This is a genomic window from Curtobacterium sp. GC_Cur_3 (assembly GCF_026544205.1).
Lineage (GTDB): Bacteria > Actinomycetota > Actinomycetes > Actinomycetales > Microbacteriaceae > Curtobacterium.
In genome coordinates this window covers 43966-61025 of sequence record NZ_JALNUI010000025.1, presented here as the reverse complement: position 1 = coordinate 61025, position 17060 = coordinate 43966, and the positions used below count along the sequence as shown (strand labels likewise).

19 protein-coding genes and 1 tRNA gene are annotated in these 17060 nt (G+C 70.7%); 13 read left to right on the top strand and 7 right to left on the bottom strand.

Annotated features, from left to right (window positions below; genetic code table 11):
• Positions 1 to 60: 60 nt before the first annotated feature.
• Both OXR63_RS13790 and OXR63_RS13785 read left to right on the top strand, forming a co-directional pair.
• On the top strand, positions 61 to 621 hold the full coding sequence (locus OXR63_RS13790) for an AAA family ATPase (protein ID WP_267424164.1): 561 nt from the start codon (positions 61 to 63) through the stop codon (positions 619 to 621).
• Between the two features lie 14 nt (positions 622 to 635).
• Positions 636 to 708: transfer RNA gene (locus OXR63_RS13785), tRNA-Arg, on the top strand.
• A 65-nt stretch (positions 709 to 773) separates the two neighbouring features.
• On the opposite strand, the gene OXR63_RS13780 is transcribed toward OXR63_RS13785, so the two are convergent.
• Both OXR63_RS13780 and OXR63_RS13775 read right to left on the bottom strand, forming a co-directional pair.
• Entirely contained in the window at positions 774 to 2120 is a 1347-nt protein-coding gene (locus OXR63_RS13780; RefSeq protein ID WP_267424162.1) for a hypothetical protein, read from the bottom strand.
• A gap of 137 nt (positions 2121 to 2257) precedes the next feature.
• Entirely contained in the window at positions 2258 to 2524 is a 267-nt protein-coding gene (locus OXR63_RS13775; protein ID WP_194628986.1) for a hypothetical protein, read from the bottom strand.
• 189 nt (positions 2525 to 2713) lie between these two features.
• Here OXR63_RS13775 and msrA point away from each other — a divergent pair, with 189 nt between their 5' ends.
• The 5 genes from msrA (at position 2714) to OXR63_RS13750 (ending at position 6501) form a co-directional block, all read left to right on the top strand.
• On the top strand, positions 2714 to 3241 hold the full coding sequence (gene msrA, locus OXR63_RS13770; RefSeq protein WP_267424160.1) for a peptide-methionine (S)-S-oxide reductase MsrA: 528 nt from the start codon (positions 2714 to 2716) through the stop codon (positions 3239 to 3241).
• 37 nt (positions 3242 to 3278) lie between these two features.
• The gene (locus OXR63_RS13765) at positions 3279 to 3500 is read left to right on the top strand and encodes a methyltransferase (protein ID WP_267424158.1); all 222 of its coding nucleotides are present in this window, start codon (positions 3279 to 3281) and stop codon (positions 3498 to 3500) included.
• A gap of 120 nt (positions 3501 to 3620) precedes the next feature.
• Positions 3621 to 4274 (top strand): single-stranded DNA-binding protein, encoded by a 654-nt coding sequence (locus tag OXR63_RS13760; RefSeq protein ID WP_267424156.1) that lies wholly within the window; start codon positions 3621 to 3623, stop codon positions 4272 to 4274.
• 52 nt (positions 4275 to 4326) lie between these two features.
• Entirely contained in the window at positions 4327 to 6012 is a 1686-nt protein-coding gene (gene ettA, locus OXR63_RS13755; protein WP_267424154.1) for an energy-dependent translational throttle protein EttA, read from the top strand.
• A gap of 6 nt (positions 6013 to 6018) precedes the next feature.
• Positions 6019 to 6501, top strand: a complete 483-nt coding sequence (locus tag OXR63_RS13750) for an acyl-CoA thioesterase (RefSeq protein ID WP_267424153.1) — start codon at positions 6019 to 6021, stop codon at positions 6499 to 6501.
• A 97-nt stretch (positions 6502 to 6598) separates the two neighbouring features.
• On the opposite strand, the gene OXR63_RS13745 is transcribed toward OXR63_RS13750, so the two are convergent.
• Complete coding sequence (locus tag OXR63_RS13745) at positions 6599 to 7459, bottom strand: acyl-CoA thioesterase (protein WP_374116138.1); 861 nt, start codon at positions 7457 to 7459, stop codon at positions 6599 to 6601.
• Between the two features lie 51 nt (positions 7460 to 7510).
• On the opposite strand from OXR63_RS13745, the gene OXR63_RS13740 reads away from it, so the two are divergent.
• The gene (locus OXR63_RS13740) at positions 7511 to 8209 is read left to right on the top strand and encodes a hypothetical protein (RefSeq protein WP_267424152.1); all 699 of its coding nucleotides are present in this window, start codon (positions 7511 to 7513) and stop codon (positions 8207 to 8209) included.
• A 64-nt stretch (positions 8210 to 8273) separates the two neighbouring features.
• Positions 8274 to 9107 carry an NAD-dependent epimerase/dehydratase family protein gene (locus OXR63_RS13735; protein WP_267424150.1) on the top strand — a complete coding sequence of 278 codons (834 nt, stop codon included), beginning with the start codon at positions 8274 to 8276 and terminating at the stop codon, positions 9105 to 9107.
• Positions 9108 to 9168: 61 nt separating this feature from the next.
• On the opposite strand, the gene OXR63_RS13730 is transcribed toward OXR63_RS13735, so the two are convergent.
• From OXR63_RS13730 to pepN, 3 genes are all read right to left on the bottom strand, one after another.
• Positions 9169 to 9669, bottom strand: a complete 501-nt coding sequence (locus OXR63_RS13730; protein WP_267424148.1) for a globin — start codon at positions 9667 to 9669, stop codon at positions 9169 to 9171.
• The gene (locus tag OXR63_RS13725) at positions 9666 to 10736 is read right to left on the bottom strand and encodes a mechanosensitive ion channel family protein (RefSeq protein ID WP_267424146.1); all 1071 of its coding nucleotides are present in this window, start codon (positions 10734 to 10736) and stop codon (positions 9666 to 9668) included. Before OXR63_RS13725 ends, OXR63_RS13730 begins: the two co-directional genes overlap by 4 nt.
• 107 nt (positions 10737 to 10843) lie before the next feature.
• Positions 10844 to 13423 carry an aminopeptidase N gene (gene pepN / locus OXR63_RS13720; protein ID WP_267424145.1) on the bottom strand — a complete coding sequence of 860 codons (2580 nt, stop codon included), beginning with the start codon at positions 13421 to 13423 and terminating at the stop codon, positions 10844 to 10846.
• 123 nt (positions 13424 to 13546) lie between these two features.
• Between pepN and OXR63_RS13715 the strand changes: the two genes are divergently transcribed.
• Positions 13547 to 14197 carry a mycothiol-dependent nitroreductase Rv2466c family protein gene (locus OXR63_RS13715; protein WP_374116137.1) on the top strand — a complete coding sequence of 217 codons (651 nt, stop codon included), beginning with the start codon at positions 13547 to 13549 and terminating at the stop codon, positions 14195 to 14197.
• A gap of 177 nt (positions 14198 to 14374) precedes the next feature.
• On the opposite strand, the gene OXR63_RS13710 is transcribed toward OXR63_RS13715, so the two are convergent.
• Positions 14375 to 14902, bottom strand: coding sequence for a GNAT family N-acetyltransferase (locus OXR63_RS13710; protein ID WP_267424143.1), 528 nt, complete (start codon positions 14900 to 14902; stop codon positions 14375 to 14377).
• Here OXR63_RS13710 and OXR63_RS13705 point away from each other — a divergent pair.
• The 3 genes from OXR63_RS13705 to OXR63_RS13695 are packed head-to-tail and all read left to right on the top strand — an operon-like array spanning position 14901 to position 17054.
• Positions 14901 to 15575, top strand: a complete 675-nt coding sequence (locus OXR63_RS13705; protein WP_267424141.1) for a helix-turn-helix domain-containing protein — start codon at positions 14901 to 14903, stop codon at positions 15573 to 15575. The genes OXR63_RS13710 and OXR63_RS13705 overlap by 2 nt on opposite strands.
• Positions 15576 to 15584: 9 nt before the next feature.
• The gene (locus tag OXR63_RS13700) at positions 15585 to 16073 is read left to right on the top strand and encodes a ribose-5-phosphate isomerase (protein ID WP_267424139.1); all 489 of its coding nucleotides are present in this window, start codon (positions 15585 to 15587) and stop codon (positions 16071 to 16073) included.
• Positions 16074 to 16124: 51 nt separating this feature from the next.
• On the top strand, positions 16125 to 17054 hold the full coding sequence (locus OXR63_RS13695; RefSeq protein ID WP_267424138.1) for an Fpg/Nei family DNA glycosylase: 930 nt from the start codon (positions 16125 to 16127) through the stop codon (positions 17052 to 17054).
• Positions 17055 to 17060 lie beyond the last annotated feature (6 nt).

Here is a 17060-nt window from a genome sequence, read left to right as displayed (position 1 = left end):
TCGCCCGCTCGACACCCGGGCGGCCGAGCGGGCGCCGGGACGCGTCGGTAGGGTCGACGGATGTTCGGCGCCGATGACGTCCTCGACCCGGTGCCCCGGCGCGTGCTCGTCGCGGGGACGACCGGCGTGGGCAAGACCACGACCGCGGGGCGCATCGGTCGGGCGCTCGGGGTCCCGCACACCGAGATCGACAGCCGGTACCACGGGCCGGGATGGGTGCCGCGGCCGGGGTTCGTCGCCGAGGTCGAGGCCTACACGTCCGAGCCGACCTGGGTCACCGAGTGGCAGTACCACCAGGTGCGGGCGTTGCTGGTCGAGCGCGCCGACACCCTCGTCTGGCTCGACCTGCCGATCCCGGTGGCGTTCTGGCGACTCCTGCGTCGGACCATCCGTCGGCGAGTCGGCCGGGTCGAGCTGTGGAACGGCAACGTCGAGCCGCCGTTCTGGACGTTCTTCACGAGCCCGGACCACATCGTGCGGTGGGCCCTCCGGACCCAGCGGAAGATGCGGCAGCAGGTGCCACCGCTCGAGCACTCCGCGCCGCACCTGCGCATCGTGCGCCTGCGTTCGCAGCGGGAGGTCGACGCGTGGGTCGACCGCCTCACCCGCCGTCCGGAATAAGATCGAGGGAGTCAGCCCCCGTAGCTCAGTGGATAGAGCAGGTGGTTTCTACCCACCGTGCCGCGGGTTCGATTCCTGCCGGGGGCACCGACGACGAGGGCCGCCATCCGATCGGATGGCGGCCCTCGTCCGTGTTCTGGGTGTGCGAGTGACTACTCGTCGTCCTCGGCGCGACGGCGGAGCTCGTTCGCGCTGATCGGCTGCGTGTAGGTCGCCTCGTCCGCGTCCGCGGGGGTGTCCTCGGACGGGGTCGGCGCCGACGTCGGCGTGGCGGAGCTGGCGACGGGAGCGTCCTGCTCGCCGTCGCGAGTCCTGGCGTCACGCAGTTCCGCGAGGCGCTCGGGGGAGACGGTGTCGTCCACCGCGTCGTCGTTGTCCGAGTCGGACGCCGACGTCGAACCCGACGACGAGACCGACGACGAGCCCGACGATGCGGGGGACGCGGGCGACGCTGCGGAGGACCACGACGGGATCGACGAGTCGCGCGTGGAGGAGCCGGCGTTGCCGAGCGCAGGACGGATCGGCGCCACCTGGTCGTCACCGTAGGGCCGGGTGACGCCGTCCGACGAGCCGGCGTACTGGCGGGTGACCCCGTCGGAGTACGGCTGCGTGACGCCCTCGCCGAACGAGCGCGTCGCACCGTCGGAGTACGGCTGGGTGACGCCCTCGGCGTACGAGCGCGTCGTACCGTCCGTGATCGGCGTCGTCTCGTCGGAGCGGGAACCAGAGTCCGAGTCGGAACCGGCTCCCGACGTGCCGACGTCGGAGCGTGCTGCGGCGAACGCGGCGGCGGTCCCGCCGACCGCGGCAGGGGCGGTGGAGCCGGACGCGGCGGAGGTGGGCTGCGCGGCGGAGGCGGGGGAGCCTCCTGTCCGCTGGGGGGCACGGAGCGACGTCGTGGTCGGGGTGGCCGGCGTCGGCGTCGACTCGGGGGCGCGCTTGCTGTCCGCCTGGTCGGCGCTCCAGTTCTGCTGGCGCTTGATCAGGTCCGCGTCGGGGTCGGGGGTCTCGAACTTCCAGCGTTCCAGGTCGCTCTTGAACAGCTTCTTCGCACGGCCCGGACGGGCCTGCCACTCGAGCAGCCGGTCGCGGAACTCGGCGAGGGACTGGTCGGCCTGGAAGTTGAACGTCGAGGAGTTCTTCTTGATGTCCGCGATCTCGTGCTGCGCCCAGGTGGCGGCGAGCGGTGCGCCGGAGGTCGGGAGCAGGCGCAGGCGGATGTCCGCGTCCTCGGCGAGGTGGTCGGTGTAGTTCCGCTCGTCGTGGCCGAGCGAACCCCAGGTCGCGGCCTTGCGAGCAGCGGTGATGATCGCTGCGACCGCGGCGTTCTTCGACTCGCGTTCCTGCAGGGCGACCACGCGCTTGGTGGCGCTGCGGCCGATGAGGGCTGCGACGATCCCGGCGACGATGATCGCCACGAAGGGGATCACCGCTCCCGAGAAGACCCGCCAGCCCGTGTCCGACGAAGTCCAGTCGATGAAGTCGTTCCACCAGTCCATGCGCGCACCATATCCAGGAGCGAGCGTCTTCTGAGGGACCTTCGACGGCGTTCCCCGCATCCGACCGGTGTCACCGCCGTGGACCACGCACCCGCGTCAGCGCTGCCGAGCGGGCAGCAGCGTCAGCGCCGCCGCCGTCACCAGCGGAGGCAGTCCACTGCGTCGTCGGCGGACCACACGTTGGGCAGCTCCACGAAGCGGCGTTCGGCCGGGACGTAGCGACGAGCGCGGTACGCGGTGCCGCCGGCGATGTCGACCCGGTCGACGTACCCGACGATCTCGCCGTTGGTTCGGGTCACGCGGGAGAGGTCGTCACGGACGTCGAGGATGCGGAGGTCGCCACGCGACCGAGCGACGGGGGAGACCGTGCGGATGTGCAGCTGGGGTTCGGTGCTCGTCAGCAAGGGGTCTCCTTCGTTCGTCGGTGCGTGGTGCTGGACGGTGGCTGTCCGTCTGGTGGAGACGCTAGGGGCCACCACCGACACGCCGAAGGGGTGATGGTGCACTGGGGAACAGACAGCCCTGGACCGGTGTTGTGGAGGAGGTATCCCCCAGTCCGGTCTCCTCGGAGGCCAGGAAGATAGGTTGTGCCCATGACCACGTTCGTGCTCGCAGGTGGATGTTTCTGGTGTCTCGACGCCGTGTACCGCACGCTTCAGGGTGTGCAGGACGTGGAGTCCGGCTACATCGGTGGCCGGGTCGAGAACCCGTCCTACGAACTGGTGTGCACCGGTTCGACCGGTCACGCCGAGGCCGTCGCGGTGACCTTCGACGAGTCGGTCATCCCTGCTGACGTCATCCTCGACGTCTTCTTCACGCTGCACGACCCGCGCCAGCTCAACCGTCAGGGCGCTGACGTCGGCACGCAGTACCGCTCCGCGATGTTCCCCGCCGACGACGAGCAGCGTGTGCTGTTCGAGAAGGCCATCGAGCGCGCGTCGGACATCTGGGACGGTGGGATCGTCACGACGATCGAGCCGCTCACCACGTTCTTCCCCGCCGAGGAGTACCACCAGGACTTCTTCGCGAAGAACCCCGGTCAGGGCTACTGCCTCGCAGTCGCACTGCCGAAGGTGAACAAGGTCCGCAAGGCCTACAGTCAGTACATCCTGGCGTCCTGAACGACGGGCGTCGGGGCCACGAGGAGGTGGTCGAACGATGACGAACGACACGACGACGAGTGACACCGCGACCTGGGTCGCAGTGGGGCCGGCGGGTGCGGTGGGCGCGATCCACCGCGCCGACGACGGGTTCCGGGTCGAGCTCTACGGACTGCGAGCCGGTCGGAGCGGGACGTACCCGTCCCTCGAGACCGCGAAGGGTGCCGTGCACAAGGCGCTCGGCCCGCTCGCGTCACGCCCGGAGTTCCACGCCCACTGATCGGTGATCCGGTCGGGAGGCTCGGGGGACTTCTCCTCCACAGGTCGCCTTCTCGGATCCCACTCCACACATCGAGCCCCGGCCCGCCACGGCGGACCGGGGCTCGATGACGATCGGTGCATGAACGACACCATCACCGTCTGCGGCATCGTCGCGACCGAGCCCCGCCACCTGGTCACCGAGACCGGCATCGCCATCACGAGCATGCGCCTTGCATCCCCGTCCCGACGCTGGGACCGCGCCAACGCCACCTGGACCAACGGACCGACGAACTGGTTCACCGTCACGGCCTTCCGCTCCCTCGCCGCCAACGTCCACAAGTCCGTGAAGAAGGGCGACCGGATCATCGTGACCGGCCGGGTCCGGATCCGGACGTGGGAACGGGACGGCCGCGGCGGCACGTCGGTGGAGATCGACGCCGAGGGTATCGGCCAGGACCTCGCGTGGGGCATCAGCAACTGGATCAAGGTCCCGCGGCACGCGTCTGAAGGCTCGGCGGCGCCCGGGGTCGGTCCGTCGGTCGACCCGAAGACGGGGGAGGTGCACGAGCCGCACCACGACGACCACGGCGCCGACCAGCAGCACGGCGCTGACCAGCAGCACGGTGACGACGAGCCGCATGGGGACGACCACGAGCACGGGGGCGACCAGCACCACGGGGTGGGTGCCCACGGATCGGTCGGCGGCGCGGACGACGAGCTGCCCGACCCCGCGACCGCGGCCCGCGCGGCTGCCATGGCGCAGGGCGATGCCGAGCACCGCGATGCCGCCTGAGGCGCTCGCCCCGGCGCGGCCCGGCGATCCGGTCACTACACTTGGGCGAGATATGGCCGAGTACATCTATTCCATGGTCCGTGCCCGCAAGGCAGTGGGCGACAAGCTGATCCTCGACGACGTCACGATGTCGTTCCTCCCCGGCGCCAAGATCGGCGTCGTGGGGCCCAACGGTGCCGGCAAGTCCACGATCCTGAAGATCATGGCCGGTCTCGACCAGCCGTCGAACGGCGAGGCCAAGCTCACGCCGGGCTTCAGCGTCGGCATCCTCATGCAGGAGCCCGAGCTCGACGAGACGAAGACCGTCCTCGAGAACGTGCAGGAAGGCGTCGGCGAGATCCACGGGAAGCTCACCCGCTTCAACGAGATCTCCGCGCTGATGGCCGAGCCGGACGCCGACTTCGACACGCTGCTCGCCGAGATGGGCACCCTGCAGGAAGTGATCGACGCGGCCGACGCGTGGGACCTCGACTCGCAGCTCGAGCAGGCCATGGCCGCGCTCCAGTGCCCCCCGGGGGACGAGCTCGTCACGCACCTGTCCGGCGGTGAGAAGCGCCGCGTCGCGCTCTGCAAGCTCCTGCTCCAGAAGCCCGACCTGCTCCTCCTCGACGAGCCCACCAACCACCTCGACGCCGAGAGCGTGCAGTGGCTCGAGCAGCACCTGCAGCAGTACCACGGTGCCGTCCTCGCCGTGACCCACGACCGGTACTTCCTGGACCACGTCGCCCAGTGGATCGCCGAGGTCGACCGCGGCCGTCTCTACCCGTACGAGGGCAACTACTCGACCTACCTCGAGAAGAAGCGCGCGCGTCTCGAGGTCCAGGGCAAGAAGGACGCCAAGCTCGCGAAGCGTCTGACCTCGGAGCTCGACTGGGTCCGCAGCAACACGAAGGGCCGCCAGGCGAAGTCCAAGGCCCGTCTCGCCCGGTACGAGGAGATGGTCACGGAGGCCGAGCGCACGCGCAAGCTCGACTTCGAGGAGATCGTCATCCCCGTGGGCCCGCGTCTGGGCTCGCAGGTCATCGACGCCGAGAAGCTGCACAAGCAGTTCGGCGACCGTGTCCTCATCGGCGACCTCTCGTTCACGCTGCCCCGCAACGGCATCGTCGGCGTCATCGGCCCGAACGGCGTCGGCAAGACCACGCTCTTCAAGACGATCGTCGGCCTCGAGCCCCTCGACGGCGGCACGCTGAAGATCGGTGAGACGGTCGACATCTCCTACGTCGACCAGAGCCGTGGCGGCATCGACCCGAACAAGAACCTGTGGGAGGTCGTCTCCGACGGCCTCGACTACATCCAGGTCGGCAAGACGGAGATCCCGTCGCGCGCGTACGTCTCCCAGTTCGGGTTCAAGGGCCCGGACCAGCAGAAGCGTGCCGGCATCCTCTCCGGTGGTGAGCGCAACCGTCTCAACCTGGCGCTGACGCTGAAGCAGGGCGGCAACCTCCTGCTCCTCGACGAACCGACCAACGACCTGGACGTCGAGACCCTCGGCAGCCTGGAGAACGCGTTGCTCGAGTACCCCGGCTGCGCCGTGGTCATCACGCACGACCGGTGGTTCCTCGACCGCATCGCGACGCACATCCTGGCGTGGGAAGGCCTCAACGAGGACGGCACGCCGAACTGGTACTGGTTCGAGGGCAACTTCGAGGCGTACGAGGAGAACAAGATCGAGCGCCTCGGTGCCGACGCGGCCAAGCCCGGCCGGGCGACGTACCGCAAGCTCACGCGGGACTGACCCCGCATGGCGCGGCTGCACACGCCGGTCCGCATCCGCTGGAGTGACATCGACGCCTACGGGCACGTGAACAACTCGGCGATGCTCCGGCTGCTCGAGGAAGCACGCGTGTTGGCGTTCTGGGCGCCGGATCCCGACGAGGTCGACGAGTCGGGATCCGCGCCGCAGCCGGTCATCGACGGCCGACCCGGGTCCGGCACGATGACCGTGATCGCGGCACAGCGGCTCGAGTACCTCGCGTCCACGCCGTACTACCGACGGCCGCTCGACATCCAGCTGTGGATCGGGCGGCTCGGGGGTGCGAGCCTCGACATCTCGTACGAGGTCTGGTCGCCGGTCGGGCAGGAACCGGCCGAGCTGTACACCCGGGCGACCACCACGCTCGTGATGGTCGACGCCGCGACGAACCGGCCGCGGCGGCTCACCGGAGCAGAGCGGGCGGCGTGCGAGCAGTACGTCGAGCCGCCGGTGGTCTTCTCCCGCCCCTGACCGGCGACGGGCACCCCGGAGTCCCGCGTGCGCGAGTCCTGCGCGTGTGGGCTGTCCGGTGCGCCGGGTCCCGCGCGAGGCTCAGCGCCCGCGGACCTCAGCGCCCGCGGGGCAGCCGCATCATGCCCTCCTGCGCGACGCTCGCCAGCAGACGCCCGTCTCGGGAGAACATCCGCCCGAACGCCAGGCCCCGCCCGCCCTGCGCGCTCGGCGACTCCTGCGTGTACAGGATCCAGTCGTCGGCCCGGCCGTCCCGGTGCCACCACATGGCGTGGTCGAGGCTCGCGCTCTTCACCCCGGGCGTTCCCCACGCCACCCCGTGCCGGCGCATGATCGGCTCGAGGATCGACAGGTCGCTCGCGTAGGCGAGCACCGCGCGGTGCAGCGCCGGGTCGTCCGGCAGCGTCCCCTGCACCCGGAACCACACGGCCTGGTGCGGCACGTGCTCGCCCTCGACGTCGACGAACACCGGACCGTCCACGTGGCGCAGGTCGATCGCCCGCTCGGCCCATGCCCGCGCGACGGGGTGGTCGATCGCGGACAGGACCGACGCGGCCGACGGCAGGGACTCCGGCTCCGGGACGTCCTCGGGGAACGGGTCCTGGTGCTCGACGCCGTCGTCCTCGGTCTGGAACGACGCGATCATCGAGAAGATCGGCACGCCGTTCTGGTACGCCTGCGCCCGTCGGGTCGCGAAGGACCGCCCGTCGTGGATGCGTTCGACGCCGAAGGTGATCGGGACCTCGATGTCGCCGGGCCGCAGGAAGTACCCGTGGATCGAGTGGATGGCCCGCCCCTCGATCGTCGACTGCGCCGCGACGACGCACTGGGCGAGCACCTGGCCGCCGAACACACGGCCGTTCGCCGACCAGTGGCTCGCACCCGTCAGGATCGTCTCGCGCGTGCTCGCCCCCGTGTCCTCGAGTCGCAGGGTCTGCAGGAAGTCCGGTTCACCGATCACCACCCCTGCAGTCTACGAACGGCGGGGTCCCGGTAGGATCGGGACGACATGAGCACCTCGTTCACGCTGCCCGACGCCGCCTCGCTCGGGGACCTCCGCACGTACCTCGCACGTGCCGCCCGCGTCGAGGACGGCTCCGTCCGCCTGATCGCCGACTCCGGCGTGCTGGCCGTGTACACGGCGATCATGTACCCGCTCGGGCTGCTCGACGAGCTCCCGACGGTCCTCGGCCTCCGCACCTTCTCGCTGACCCAGCCCGCGACGATCGACGTCGTCGTGCCGCTCGCGTCGTTCCAGGAGCGCCTCCGGGTCCTCGCCGAGACGCAGGACGCCGAGCACGCCGACGGTGCCGACCCCACCCGGGCCACCCCGATCGAGGTCGAGCTCCCGCACGAGGTCCACACGGTCACCTGGGCCGCCATCTCACCTCCGCGTGGCGGCTGGGTCCCGCTGCCGGACGTCTCGCCGGAGCTCCTCCGCCGAGCGGCCAAGGCCGGCATCGCCGAGGTCGCGGACGCCGTGCCGACGAACTCCGGCGAGGCCGTCGTCCGCAGGGTCCGCTCCGAGGTCTGGGGTCGCCCGGTGCCGGGCGTCGAGCACCTGCCGGCCGCCGCCGGGTTCGCGGGGGAGAGCCTGGGGTTCCTCGGGCACGACCCGGTCCGCCTCTTCGAGACCGGTCCCTGGAGCCGCCTCACCACGTCCCGCGGTCACGTGCTCGTCAAGCGTCGCGCCTGGACCCTGAACTGAGCCAGGCCTCCGCGCCGCGGACCGCACCCACCGTGCTGCACGGGACGCGTGGTTGTCTGGACCGATGCACGTCTTCCTGACCGGCGCGTCCGGCTACATCGGCTCCTCCGTCCTCCGCGCGCTCGTCGCCCACGGGCACCGGGTCACCGCGATCGTCCGTTCGGACGACAAGGCCCAGGTCGTCCGCGAGTCCGGCGGCGACGCCCTCGTCGGGGACGTCACCGACACCGAGGTCGTCGAACGGCTCACGCACGAGGCCGACGGCGTCGTCCACACCGCCAGCGCCGCCGAGGTCGACCCGGAATTCGTCCGCACGGTCCTCCGCGCGCTCGAGGGCACCCCGAAGCCGTTCGTGCACACCGGCGGGATCTTCACCTTCGGCAACTCGACGGACATCTCCGAGCAGTCGCCCGCCTCCCCGCCGGCGCTCACCGCGTGGCGTGGCCCGAACGAGGCCCTCCTCCGTGCCAGCAGCGCGCGCACGACCGTCGTCGCCCCGGGCATCGTGTACGGCCACGGCGCCGGCATCCCGCAGATGTTCGTCGGGGACGGCGAGCACGAGGTCCGACTGGTCGGCGACGGCTCACAGCGCTGGCCGACCGTGAACGTGGACGACCTGGCCGAGCTGTACGTCCTCGCGCTCGAGCGCGGCGAGCAGGACGGGTACGTCCTCGCCGCGACCGGGGACAACCCCTCGATGCGCGAGATCGGCGAGGCCGGAGCACACGGGTCCCCGGTCGTCGCCGAGAGCGTCGACGCGTCCCGCGAGCGACTGGGCACCGACTTCGCCGACGCCCTGCTCATGCACCAGGAGTGCTCGGGTGCGCACGCACGCTCGGCCTACGGCTGGACGCCGACGCGCCCCACGCTCCTGCAGGACCTGGCCGCGACCCACTGACGGACAGGAGGCCCGGTGCCAGCTGGCACCGGGCCTCCTGTTCGTCAGTGATCGCGACCGATCAGTCGAACGTGTTCGTCATCGCGTGCGCGGCGCGGTCGACGTAGCCCCAGAGCTCGGCCTCGTCGAGGGGCGCGAGCTCGAGCGACTCCACGGCGTCGCGCATGTGGAGCAGCCAGTGCTCGCGGGCCTCGGACGTGATGCGGAACGGGTTGTGCCGCATGCGGAGACGGGGGTGGCCGCGTTCCTCGCTGTACGTGCCCGGGCCGCCCCAGTACTGCTGCAGGAACAGCGACAGGCGGCTGATGGCGCCCTCCAGGTCGTCCTGCGGGTACATCGGCCAGATGACGTCGTCGGTCTGCACGCCGTCGTAGAAGCGGCGGACCAGGCGGTCGAAGGTCGGGGCACCGCCGATGCGGTCGAAGAACGACCCCGACGCGGACGACCCGCCGAGCCCGACCCGCAGCGTGATCGGCTGGCCGGCAACGCTGCCGGGGACGCCACCGGGAATCCCGACGGGGAGCCCGCCGGGGGCACCGCTCGAGGAGGGCAGGTCGGTCATCGGTCGTCCTTCCGGGGCTGCGGCCGGTCGGTGTCGATCGGCTGCCCGTACACGTTCGTCTTCCGGCCGCGACGGGGCTTCGTCTGCGGCACGGGGGTCGGCTGCGTCCGCACGGTGCGCAGTCCGTTGATCGAGGTGGCGTTCTCCCAGCCCTCCGGCATGATCATCGCCATCGCCGGCAGGGTCACGCCGAGCTCGTCCACCCCGTGCTTGAGCCGGATGCGGAGTTCGCGCCCGACGACGTCGAGCTCCGACGCGCGGGTCTTCACGACGAGGCGGAACACCATGCCGTCCTCGCTGATCGACTGCAGGCCCCAGATCTCCGGCTTCTCGACGATGCGCTGGCGCCAGCGGGGCTCCTGCGACATCCGCACGGCGGCGGCGAGCAGGGCGTCCTGCACGGCGTCGATGTCGGTGTCGTACGGCACGGTGATGTCGACGAGCACCCGGGACCACCCCTGCGACAGGTTGCCCACGCGCAGGATCTGTCCGTTCGGCACGAACCAGAGGATGCCGTTCACGTCCCGGATCTGCATCACGCGCAGCCCGACGTTCTCGACGACCCCGGTGGCGGGCCCGGTGTCGACGACGTCACCGACGCCGGCCTGGTCCTCGAGGATCATGAAGACCCCGGAGAGCAGGTCCTTCACGATGGACTGCGCACCGACGGCCAGGCCCGCCGCAACGAGCGACGCGCCACCGACGATGCCGACCGCGGCGTTCGGGATGGCGACGGGGATGATGATCGCCAGCGCGATCACCACGACGATCACCGTCGCGAGGTTCTCGAGCACGCTGCCGAGTGTCCGGGTGCGTTGGACGACGCGGGCGGTCTGGATCGGGGAGGCGATGAGCGCCTGGGTGTCGTCGGCGCCCTGGCGCTTCTTGACGCCGTTCACGACGCGGTCGACGATCTGCTTGATCATCCGCCGGAGGATCACGCGGAGCAGGATCGCCGCCAGGATCGTGATCACGATCGTGATCGGGACGTGCCAGGCGTCGACGAACTGGGTGAATGCGTTCGACGCCCACTTCGGGACGTCCGTGGTGTCTGCAGCCGTGATCATGTCCGATCGATGGTAAACGGACGGGGTGTGGCGTCCCTGGAGGAACACCACACCCCGTCCTGGTTCAGCGGATCAGCAGTTCAGTGCCTCAGCGGTTCAGCGCCGACTCAGGCGTCCGCTGCCTGCACGCGCAGCGCACGCTCGGTGCCGGCGAGGTTCTCCGTCACGATGCGTCGCAGCGCCGGGGTCTCCGGGTGGGCCTCGAGCCATGCGGCTGCGGCGTCACGGAGCTCGACCGAGGCGAGCGGCGCCGGGTACAGCCCGGTGACGATCGTGTCGGCCATGTGGTAGCTCCGCTCGGCCCAGATGCGCGTCAGCACGTCGAAGTACCGGGGGACCAGGCCCTCGAGCACGACGGGCGCGTTCGTGTGCTGGAACCCGACCGTGATCTGGCGGACGATCGCGTTGGGCAGGGCGTCCGAGTCGACGAGCGACGAGAACGCGGCGAGCTTGCCCTCGGCCGTGGGGATCGTCGCACGGGCTCGTGCGGCGGCCTGCTCGCCCGACGCCGTCCGGTCGGCGGCGAGTTCGGCGTCGACCTCGGCGTCACCGGCAGCGCCCGCGAGCACGAGGCCCTCGAGCAGCTCCCAGCGCAGGTCCGTGTCGATCTCGAGACCGCTCAGCGTGACCGAACCGTCGCGCAGGCCGGAGAGCGTCGTCACGTGCTCCGGGGTGGAGGCGACCTGGGCGAAGAACTTCACGAACTGGAACTGGGCGTCCGAGCCGGCCTCGGCCGAGGACGCGAGCTGCCAGAGCGTGTCGCCGACGGTGCGGACGGTGGTGTCGGACTTCGCCGGGGCGACGTAGTTCCGCGCGGTCAGCAGCAGCTGCGAGAGCGTGGTGCGGATCGTCGTGGACTCGGTCTCCGTGGCGATGTTGCCGAGGACCAGGCGGACGTAGTCGCTGGCGGGGGACTCGGCGTCACGGGTGGCGTCCCACATCGCACCCCAGACGATCGAGCGGGCGAGCGGGTTCGCGATCGAGGCGAGGTGCTCGATCGCGGTGCGACGGGACTGCTCGTCGAGGCGGATCTTGGCGTACGCCAGGTCGTCGTCGTTGAGCAGCACGAGGTCGCCGCGGTGCGTGCCGACGAGCTCGGGGACCTCGGTGCGGGCGCCGTCGACGTCGATCTCGACGCGGGCAGCGCGCTCGAGCTTGCCGCCGGCCGACGCGGTGTCCGCGCCGAACGGGGCCGAGGCGTCCGTGGTGAACGCGTAGACGCCGATCGCCAGGCGGTGCGGGCGGAGCGTCGGGTAGTCGCTCGGGGCCTCCTGCAGGACGGCGAAGGACGTGATGACACCGTCGGCGTCGGTCTCGATCTCGGGGCGCAGGGTGTTCACGCCGGCGGTCTCGAGCCAGAGCTGCGACCACTCGCTGAGGTCACGGCCGCTGGTGGCCTCGAGCTCGACGAGCAGGTCGGCCAGCTCCGTGTTGGAGTGGTGGTGCTTCTTGAAGTACGCGGAGACCCCGGCGAAGAAGGCGTCGATGCCGACCCACGCGACGAGCTGCTTCAGGACGGAGCCGCCCTTGGCGTAGGTGATGCCGTCGAAGTTGACCTGGACGTCCTCGAGGTCGTTGATCGTCGCGACGATCGGGTGCGTCGAGGGGAGCTGGTCCTGGCGGTAGGCCCAGGACTTCTCCATCGCCTGGAAGGTGGTCCAGGCCTCGGTCCACTCGGTCGCCTCTGCGGTGGCGATCGTCGACGCCCACTCCGCGAAGGACTCGTTGAGCCAGAGGTCGTTCCACCACTTCATCGTGACGAGGTCGCCGAACCACATGTGCGCGAGCTCGTGCAGGATCGTGACGACCCGGCGCTCCTTGATGGCGTCCGTGACCTTCGAGCGGAACACGTAGGTCTCGGTGAAGGTCACCGCGCCGGCGTTCTCCATCGCGCCCGCGTTGAACTCGGGCACGAAGAGCTGGTCGTACTTCTCGAAGGGGTACGGGACGTCGAACTTGTCCTCGTAGTAGGCGAAGCCCTTGCGGGTGGTCTCGAAGACGTAGTCGGCGTCGAGGTACTCGGCGAGCGACTTGCGAGCGAAGACCCCGAGCGGGATCGTGCGGCCGTCGCTGGAGGTCAGCTCGCTGCGGACCACCGCGTACGGGCCGGCGATGAGCGCGGTGATGTAGCTCGAGATCCGGGTGGTCGGCGGGAACGCCCACGTGGCGACGTCGCCGTCGACGCTGGGCTCCGGCGTGGGGGAGTTCGAGACGACCTGCCAGCGCGACGGCGCGGTGACGGTGAAGGTGAACTCGGCCTTGAGGTCGGGCTGCTCGAACACCGCGAACATCCGGCGGGAGTCCGGGACCTCGAACTGGGAGTAGAGGTAGACCTCGTCGTCGACGGGGTCGACGAAGCGGTGCAGGCCCTCGCCGGTGTTCGTGTAGGGCGCGTCGCTGACGACGACGAGCTCGTTGGTCTCCTGCAGGTCGGCGAGCTGGATGCGGACGCCGTCGTTGACCGCGGCGACGTCGAGTTCGGTGCCGTTCAGCGTGACCGAGTGCACCGTCCTGGTGATCGCGTCGATGAACGTCGACGCACCGGGCGTCGCGGTGAAGCGCACGCGGGTGGTGCTGCCGAAGGACTCGGCGCCACGCGTGAGGTCGAGCTCGACGTCGTACGACTGGACGTCGACGAGCGTGGCGCGTTCCTGGGCTTCGATTCGGGTGAGGTTCTCTCCGGGCACGGACGCTCCATCTTCGATGCGGGCGCGGACGATCGATGTCCGCGCAGCTGTGTCCCACTTGGGCGTCGTGCACCCGCGGGACGTGTCGGAACCAGCCTAGCGAGCGCGCGTACGCTCGTACCCGTGACCGAGACGACTGTGGACAAGATCGAGACGACCCGTACGGCTGTGGACTTCTGGTTCGACCCGAACTGCCCGTGGGCCTGGATGACGAGCCGGTGGGTGGAGGAAGTGGAGCGCCACCGCGACCTCGACGTCACCTGGCACGTGATGAGCCTGTTCGTGCTGAACGAGCACCAGGACGTCCCGCCCGAGTACAAGGAACGCCTCGAGCAGGGGCAGGTCTACCCGCGCCTGGTCACCGCGGCGCGGCTCCGGCTCGGCGACCAGGTCGTCAAGCCCCTCTACGACGCCCTCGGCGAGCACATCCACCACCGCCAGGAGCACGACCCCGCCCAGGTCGTCCCCGCCGTCCTCGCGGAGCTCGGCCTCGACGCCGACCTCGCCGACGCGGCCTGGACGGACGAGGCCGACGCCGCAACCCGTGAGAGCCACCGCGACGGCATCGAGCGCGTCGGCCAGGACGTCGGCACCCCGGTGATCGCCGTCGAGGGCACCGCCTTCTTCGGTCCCGTCATCTCCCCGGCGCCGAAGGGCCAGCAGGCACTCGACCTCTGGGACGGCATCGTCGCGGCAGCCCGGTACCCGGGCTTCTTCGAGCTCAAGCGCTCGCGTACGGTCGGCCCGATCTTCGACACGGCCGCCACCGACTGACGGGAGGCCCGGCTCGGCCCCGTCCCGCCGCCCGCGTCCGGCGAGACTCGGCTCCGCGGACGCCGCGCGGGTTCCGGGAGCCGCAGGCTGTCCGCCAGACCGAGACTCGGGCCCGCGCGGCGGCGCGGCCGCGGCGCGCGCGGCGGCGCGGCCGCGGCCGCGCCGGCCGAGCGGCCGTCAGGCCAGCGGCAGGCGCATCAGGGTGAGGTCCCACCAGCGGTCGAACTTGCGCCCGACCTCGGGGAGCACGGCCGCGACCTCGAACCCGAGGCGCTCGTGCAGGGCGATCGACCCCGTGTTCGAGCTGCAGATGCCGGCCATCATCACGTGCAGGTCCTGCTCCCGGGCGTGGGCCACCAGCGCCCGCATGAGCGTCGACGCGATGCCACGGCCCCGGAACGCCGGCACCACGTACACGCTGTGCTCGACCGTGAACCGGTAGCCCTCGAGCGGCCGGAACGGTCCGTACGACACGTAGCCGGCGACGGCCCCGTCGACCTCGGCCACGAGGACCGGCAGCCCCGCCGCCCGACGCTCCGCGAGCCAGCCGTCGAACCACGCCCGCGGGTTCGGCGTGTCCTGCCAGACGGCGGTCGTGTTCAGGACCGCGTCGACGTGCAGCGCGTGGACGACGTCGAGGTCGTCCGGCTCGCAGACCCGGACCGTGACCGCCCTCGGCCCACCCGTCGCATATGCTGTCGTCATGTCTCAGATCGTAGACGACTCGGCCCCGGAAGTGGAACCCGACGCCGGAGCGGGACCGGAACCCGCGGACGCCGCGGACCAGCGCCGCCTCGGTGCGCGGCTGCACGCGCTGCGGGACGACCGGCGGTGGAGCCTCACCGAGCTCGCCGAGGCGTCCGGCGTCTCGCGCGCGATGATCAACCGCGTCGAGCGCGGGGTGTCCAGCCCGACGGCGACCATCCTCGGTCGGCTGTCCGGCGCGTTCGGGCTCACGGTCTCCCAGCTGCTCGACGGGTCCCACGAGACGCACGCGCACGACGAGCAGGAGCCCGGCAGCCCCGAGGACGCGACCGGCGTGCAGCGCGCCGCCACCGCCGACCACTGGACGGACCCCGAGACCGGGTACCGCCGCCGTCCGCTCGCCAGTGCCGACTTCCCCGTGGACGTCACCGAGGTGTGCCTCCCGGCCGGAGCTGCCGTGACCTACCCGGCAGCCGCGTACGCGTTCGTCCGGCACTGCATCTGGGTCGTCGAGGGCGAGCTCCAGCTCGTCGTCGGCGGTGAGCCGGTCGTGCTCGCGGCGGGGGACCGGATCGAGCTCGGCGACCCCGCCGAGGTCACCTACCGGAACGCCACCGAGGACGCCTGCCGGTACGTCGTCGTCGTGGCGAGGGTGACCCGCGGCCGGGAATAGGATCGGTCCATGCGCATCCACCTCGGAACGGACCACGCCGGCCTCGAGTTCGCCAAGACCCTCGCCTCGCACCTCGCCGAGGCCGGACACGAGGTCGTCGACCACGGTCCGACCGAGTACGACGCGCTCGACGACTACCCCTCGTTCTGCATCAACGCCGCCCACGCCGTCGTCGCCGACCAGCGCGCGGGTGTCGAGGCGCTCGGTGTCGTGTTCGGCGGCTCGGGCAACGGCGAGGCGATCGCCGCGAACAAGGTCGACGGCGTCCGGGCAGCGCTCGTGTGGAACGAGTCCACCGCGCTCCTCGCCCGCCAGCACAACGACGCCAACGTCATCTCGCTCGGCGCCCGCCAGCACACCGAGGCCGAGGTCATCGACTTCGTGGACCTGTTCATCGCCGAGCCGTTCTCCGGCGAGGAGCGCCACGCCCGCCGCATCGCGCAGCTCGCCGAGTACGAGCAGACCGGCACCATCGCCGGCAAGCAGGTCGACGCGTAGCAGGCCGTCGGGGGACACCGACCGTCAGCGGCACCGGGTAGAACAGGACCCATGCCCGAGGGTCACTCCGTCCACCGAATCGCCAACCAGTTCACCCGCCACTTCGTCGGCAAGCGCTGCGAGGTCTCCAGCCCCCAGGGTCGGTTCGCCGCGGGTGCCGAACAGCTCGACGGCAAGACGCTCCTCGCGGCGCGGGCCGTCGGCAAGCAGATGTTCCTCGAGTTCCAGGACCACCTGTTCCTCCGCGTGCACCTCGGCCTGTACGGCGCGTGGGACTTCGCCGGCGTGATCTCCACCGCCGAGGCCCTGTCGGACGACGACGACCGAGAAGAGTCGCTGTCCTCCATCGGCGCACCGCGGCTGGCCCGGTACCGGATGGCCGAGCAGGAGAAGACCGAGGACCCGATCGAGGCCTTCCCGCCGGACCCCGTCGGACAGGTGCGCGTGCGGCTGCTGACCGAGGACACCGTCGCCGATCTCCGCGGCCCGACGAAGTGCGTCGTGGAGACCCCGACCGAGGTCCAGCAGGCCCTCGACAAGCTCGGCCCCGACCCGATGAACGACGACGGCCCCGAGGCCGAGAAGGTCTTCGTGGACAACATCCGGAAGCGCAACGTCGCGATCGGCCAGCTCCTGATGGACCAGTCCGTGGTGAGCGGCATCGGCAACATCTACCGTGCCGAGCTGCTGTTCCGGCAGCGCATCGACCCGTACAAGGTGGGCAAGAAGATCACTGTGAAGCAGGCCAAGGCGCTCTGGGCGGACTGGTCGAAGCTGCTGCACGACGGCGTCCGCGACGGCCTGATGATGACGATGGACGGCCTGTCCGCCGCCGACCACAAGAAGGCCCTGCGCTCCCGGAAGGACCGCCACTGGGTGTACCACCGCCAGGGCGAGCCCTGCCGGGCGTGCGGCACCGAGATCCGGATCGCCGACATGGCCGGCCGCAAGCTCTACTGGTGCCCGAAGGACCAGAAGTAGGTCCTG